Genomic DNA, 5,507 nt, shown 5'->3' with positions numbered 1-5,507 from the left:
AATTATGTAGGAAATGTGAACCCCCGATTCCCCCTTGCGCGGGGGCCGGGAGGCTGGCATTATATCTCCTTGCCGCGCGGGCCGGAGCGCCCGCAGGCAGCGTACCTTGGGAACCGGATACCGCGGGGAGCGGGGGAGACCCCGGCTCTCCGGCGGAGGAAGACAGACGGAATCTTCGAGAACCATCTTCTCAAATCAAAGAGCGATGCACTGATTATAGTACAGGGACACATCAGTGTCCCCGTCCTTTCCCAGGACGTCGCGCCCAGAGAGAATGGATCCGATCGGCGTCATGCCGGCCGGGCGGGCTCCCGCCCAATCACATGATAGCAGGGACCCACGGGGTCCTATCATTTGGACGGAGAGTTCGATCCTGGCTCAGGATGAACGCTGGCGGCGCGCCTAACACATGCAAGTCGAGCGGCACCCCTCCTCGGAGGGAAGCGAGCGGCGAACGGCTGAGTAACACGTGACCAACCTGCCCTGCGCACGGGGACAGCCGCGGGAAACCGCGGGTGATACCCGATGGCGCCCGGGAGCCGCATGGCGCCCGGGCCAAAGCTCCGGCGGCGCGGGATGGGGTCGCGGCCCATCAGGTAGTTGGTAGGGTGACGGCCTACCAAGCCGACTACGGGTAGCCGGGTTGAGAGACCGACCGGCCAGATTGGGACTGAGACACGGCCCAGACTCCTACGGGAGGCAGCAGTGGGGAATCTTGCGCAATGGGGGGAACCCTGACGCAGCGACGCCGCGTGCGGGATGGAGGCCTTCGGGTCGTGAACCGCTTTCAGCAGGGACGAGTCTGACGGTACCTGCAGAAGAAGCCCCGGCTAACTACGTGCCAGCAGCCGCGGTAATACGTAGGGGGCGAGCGTTATCCGGATTCATTGGGCGTAAAGCGCGCGTAGGCGGCCGCGCAGGCGGGGGGTCAAATCCCGGGGCTCAACCCCGGGCCGCCCCCCGAACCGCGCGGCTTGGGTCCGGCAGGGGAGGGTGGAACGCCCGGTGTAGCGGTGGAATGCGCAGATATCGGGCGGAACACCGGTGGCGAAGGCGGCCCTCTGGGCCGGCACCGACGCTGAGGCGCGAGAGCTAGGGGAGCGAACAGGATTAGATACCCTGGTAGTCCTAGCCGTAAACGATGGACGCTAGGTGTGGGGACGATGCAGTCTCCGTGCCGCAGCCAACGCATTAAGCGTCCCGCCTGGGGAGTACGGCCGCAAGGCTAAAACTCAAAGGAATTGACGGGGGCCCGCACAAGCAGCGGAGCATGTGGCTTAATTCGAAGCAACGCGAAGAACCTTACCCGCGCTTGACATGGCGGTGAAGCGGCGGAGACGCCGTGGCCGAGAGGAGCCGCCACAGGTGGTGCATGGCTGTCGTCAGCTCGTGTCGTGAGATGTTGGGTTAAGTCCCGCAACGAGCGCAACCCCCGCCGCGTGTTGCCATCGGGTGATGCCGGGAACCCACGCGGGACCGCCGCCGCCAAGGCGGAGGAGGGCGGGGACGACGTCAAGTCATCATGCCCCTTATGCGCGGGGCTGCACACGTGCTACAATGGCAGGTACAGAGGGTTGCCACCCCGCGAGGGGGAGCGGATCCCGAAAGCCTGCCCCAGTTCGGACCGGGGGCTGCAACCCGCCCCCGCGAAGTCGGAGTTGCTAGTAATCGCGGATCAGCATGCCGCGGTGAATGCGTTCCCGGGCCTTGTACACACCGCCCGTCACACCACCCGAGTCGTCTGCACCCGAAGCCGCCGGCCCAACCTCGTGAGGGAGGCGTCGAAGGTGTGGAGGGCGAGGGGGGTGAAGTCGTAACAAGGTAGCCGTACGGGAACGTGCGGCTGGATCACCTCCTTTCTAGGGAGATAAGCCTTTAGAAAGAAATACCTGATTAGAACTTGTTCCCCGAGGATGCCCTGCGGGCGGGAGCTCCCGCCCGGCGATCCCGTCTAGCAAGCCTCCGCCGGCCACCCGCGGCGTCCGGCCCCCGGGGCACGCGCCCGCGTACCTTGAGAGCCGCATAGCGCGCGGAGACATGCCTGACGGCGTGCTCCGGCGCGATCTCCTAGCACCGATCACGAGATCGGTGCGCTGCGAACCACATTGATATGAACGTGGGAAGCATCATGTAGCGACGACGATCGCGTAGGTATTCATTACCTGCGAACTTGTATATTCAGAGATACGAGGTTACCGACATTAACATCTTGGCTATTCATACATGAATGAACCGTGGCCCCGCCGAGCGGCGGGAAGATGTCACGGGCGCACGGCGGATGCCTTGGCGCAGGGAGCCGACGAAGGGCGCGGCAAGCCGCGATAGTCCCCGGGGAGGCGCACACGGCCTTCGATCCGGGGGTGCCCGAATGGGAGAACCCGGCCGCGGAAGCGCGGCCACCCGGTGGCTGAACACATAGGCTTCCGGGAGGGAACCGGGGGAACTGAAACATCTAAGTACCCCGAGGAGGAGAAATCAATCACGAGATCCCCCGAGTAGCGGCGAGCGAAAGGGGGCGACGGCCAAACCGGCGAGCGCACGCGGCCTGAGGGCTTCGCGCCGCCGGGGTTGTAGGGCCGCCCGCCCGGGAGCCTCAGCTCCCGGCGGGGTAGTCGCGCGGGCGGCGGAACGGCATGGGAAGGCCGGCCGCAGAGGGTTAGGGCCCCGTACGCCCACCCGCAGCGACTCCCCGGAGGCGGTCCCTGAGTAGGGCCGGGCACGTGAAACCCGGTCCGAACCTGGGTGGACCACCATCCAAGCCTGAACACTACCCTGCGACCGATAGTGGACCAGTACCGTGAGGGAAAGGTGAAAAGCACCCCGGGAGGGGAGTGAAACAGCACCTGAAACCGTGCGCCCACGAGCAGTCGGAGCACCATCTGGTGTGACGGCGTGCCTTTTGTAGAATGAGCCAGCGAGTCAGACGCGCGCGGCGAGGTTAAGCTGGGAAGCGAGCCGCAGAGAAGTCGAGTCCGAACAGGGCGTCGAGTCGCGCGCGCTGGACGCGAAGCCGGGTGAGCTATCCCTGGGCAGGCTGAAGCGGGGGTAAGACCCCGTGGAGGGCCGAACGGCAGTACGTTGAAAAGTGCTCCGATGACCTGGGGATAGGGGTGAAAGGCCAATCAAACCCGGAGATATCTCGTTCTCCCCGAAATAGCTTTAGGGCTAGCGTCGGCCGTTCTCCGGCGGAGGTAGAGCACCGGACGGGTGAGGGGGCTTCGCCGCCTACCGATCCCGACCGAACTCCGAATGCCGCCGGATCAGAGGCCGGCAGTCAGAGCATGTGGGCTAAGCTGTGTGCTCGAGAGGGAAACAGCCCAGACCGCCCGCCAAGGCCCCCAAGTCCGTGCCGAGTGGCAAAGGATGTGCGTCCGCCCAGACAGCCAGGAGGTTGGCTTAGAAGCAGCCACCCCTTCAAAGAGTGCGTAACAGCTCACTGGCCGAGTGGACATGCGCCGACAATACACGGGGCTAAGCACGGCGCCGAAGCGGCGGATACGTCTTGACGTATGGTAGGGGAGCGTCCCGCGGGGGGCGAAGCCGGAGGGCGACCGACGGTGGACCGCGCGGGAGCGAGGATGCTGGCATGAGTAGCGAGAGTGGAGAGGGTAACTCCACCGCCGTGAACCCGAGGTTTCCTGGGCGAGGCTAATCCCCCCAGGGTCAGTCGGGGGCTAAGGCGAGGCCGGAAGGCGTAGCCGAAGCGCAGCAGGCAGACATTCCTGCACCGCGCACGCGGCGCTATGACCGATGCGGCGACGGATGGGGGTGGCTCGGCCGGGTTCTGGACGTCCCGGTGATGGAGCGCGGCCCGCCGGGGAGGGAAGTCCCCCCGGCGCGAGGGTTAGGCTCCGGACGAAGCGACTGAGCGAAGCGAGTGAGCCCGTGGTCCCTAGAAAAACCGCTAGGCAGGCGCGTGCGCGCCCGTACCGCAAACCGACACAGGTGGGTGGGTAGAACATACCGAGGCGATCGGGTCAACCGTGGTCAAGGAACTCGGCACAATGGCCCCGTAACCTAGGGAGAAGGGGTGCTGGCGCGTAGGTGGACCCGCTTGCCGGGCGAGCCGAGGCCAGCCGCAGTGAAGAGGCCCAAGCGACTGTTTACCAAAAACACAGGACTCTGCAGAAGCCGCAAGGCGACGTATAGGGTCTGACGCCTGCCCGGTGCCGGAAGGTCACGCGGAGGGGTCAGCCGCAAGGCGAAGCTCCGAAGCCAAGCCCCGGTAAACGGCGGCCGTAACTATAACGGTCCTAAGGTAGCGAAATTCCTTGTCGGGTAAGTTCCGACCTGCACGAAAGGCGCAACGACTTGGGCGCTGTCTCGACCACGGACCCGGTGAAATTGCACTGGTCGTGAAGATGCGACCTACCCACGGAAGGACGGAAAGACCCCGTGAACCTTCACTGCAGCTTGGCATTGGCCGCTGCTCGGGAGCGTAGAGGATAGGCGGGAGGCTTCGAAGCCGGGGCGCCAGCCCCGGTGGAGCCGACCTTGGAATACCGCCCCCTCCCGTGCGGCGTCCTAACCCCCGGCCGCGATCCGGCGGGGGGACCGTGCCAGGTGGGCAGTTTGACTGGGGCGGTCGCCTCCTAAAGGGTAACGGAGGCGCGCGAAGGTTGGCTCGGGGCGGTCGGCAACCGCCCTCATAGAGTGCAAGAGCGCAAGCCAGCTTGACTGCGAGTCCTACAAGACGAGCAGGTGCGAAAGCAGGCTCTAGTGATCCGGCGGCCCCACGTGGGAGGGCCGTCGCTCAACGGATAAAAGGTACTCCGGGGATAACAGGCTGATCTTGCCCAAGAGTCCACATCGACGGCAAGGTTTGGCACCTCGATGTCGGCTCATCGCATCCTGGGGCTGGAGCAGGTCCCAAGGGTACGGCTGTTCGCCGTTTAAAGCGGTACGCGAGCTGGGTTCAGAACGTCGTGAGACAGTTCGGTCCCTATCCTCCGTGGGCGCAGGAGACTTGATGGAGGCTGCCCCTAGTACGAGAGGACCGGGGTGGACGCACCTCCGGTGAACCGGTTGTCGACCAACGGCACGGCCGGGTAGCCGCGTGCGGCGCGGATAACCGCTGAAGGCATCTAAGCGGGAAGCCGTTCCAGAGATTGGGTCTCCCTTCGGTAAGGGCACCGGTAGACCACCGGTTCGATAGGCCGCAGGTGCAAGGTCGGCGACGGCCTCAGCCGAGCGGTACTAATCGCCCGAGCTCTTCACCCGCTCGACGGGCCCGCCGGGATGGTCGGCGGTCGCCGCCGCTCGGGCGCTCCCCACGGGTTCCGGGAGGTCGCGCTACGCGCTGTGCGGCCCTGAGGGCACGCGGGGGCGTAGGTTCCCCGGGCCGGCGGGCGCCGCCCACCGGTCAGCGGCCATGGCAGGGGGGGTACGCCCGGTCCCGTTCCGAACCCGGAAGCTAAGCCCCCGAGCGCCGAGAGTACTGCGGTGTAGACCGTGGGAGGGCAGGGCGCCGCTGACCGGTGGACGGCACCGAGCCGTTCGCTTAACAT

The 5,507-nt window shown here is 65.8% G+C and carries 3 rRNA genes; all 3 read left to right on the top strand.

Annotation, left to right across the window (positions count from 1 at the left end):
• Positions 1-355 precede the first annotated feature (355 nt).
• The 3 genes from GJE22_RS09870 to rrf all read left to right on the top strand — a co-directional run bounded on the left by GJE22_RS09870 (position 356) and on the right by rrf (position 5,476).
• Positions 356-1,859, top strand: a 16S ribosomal RNA gene (locus tag GJE22_RS09870).
• Positions 1,860-2,251: 392 nt separating this feature from the next.
• Positions 2,252-5,222 (top strand): 23S ribosomal RNA (locus tag GJE22_RS09865).
• Between the two features lie 139 nt (positions 5,223-5,361).
• A 5S ribosomal RNA gene (gene rrf, locus GJE22_RS09860) occupies positions 5,362-5,476 on the top strand.
• The 16S, 23S and 5S rRNA genes sit together here, the layout of an rRNA operon.
• Positions 5,477-5,507: the final 31 nt, after the last annotated feature.

This window comes from Enorma shizhengliae (genome assembly GCF_009676995.1).
In the GTDB taxonomy this organism is placed as follows: Bacteria; Actinomycetota; Coriobacteriia; order Coriobacteriales; family Coriobacteriaceae; genus Enorma; species Enorma massiliensis.
Note: the sequence above shows the minus strand (reverse complement) of the source record. Positions and strands in the feature narration are given on the sequence as shown.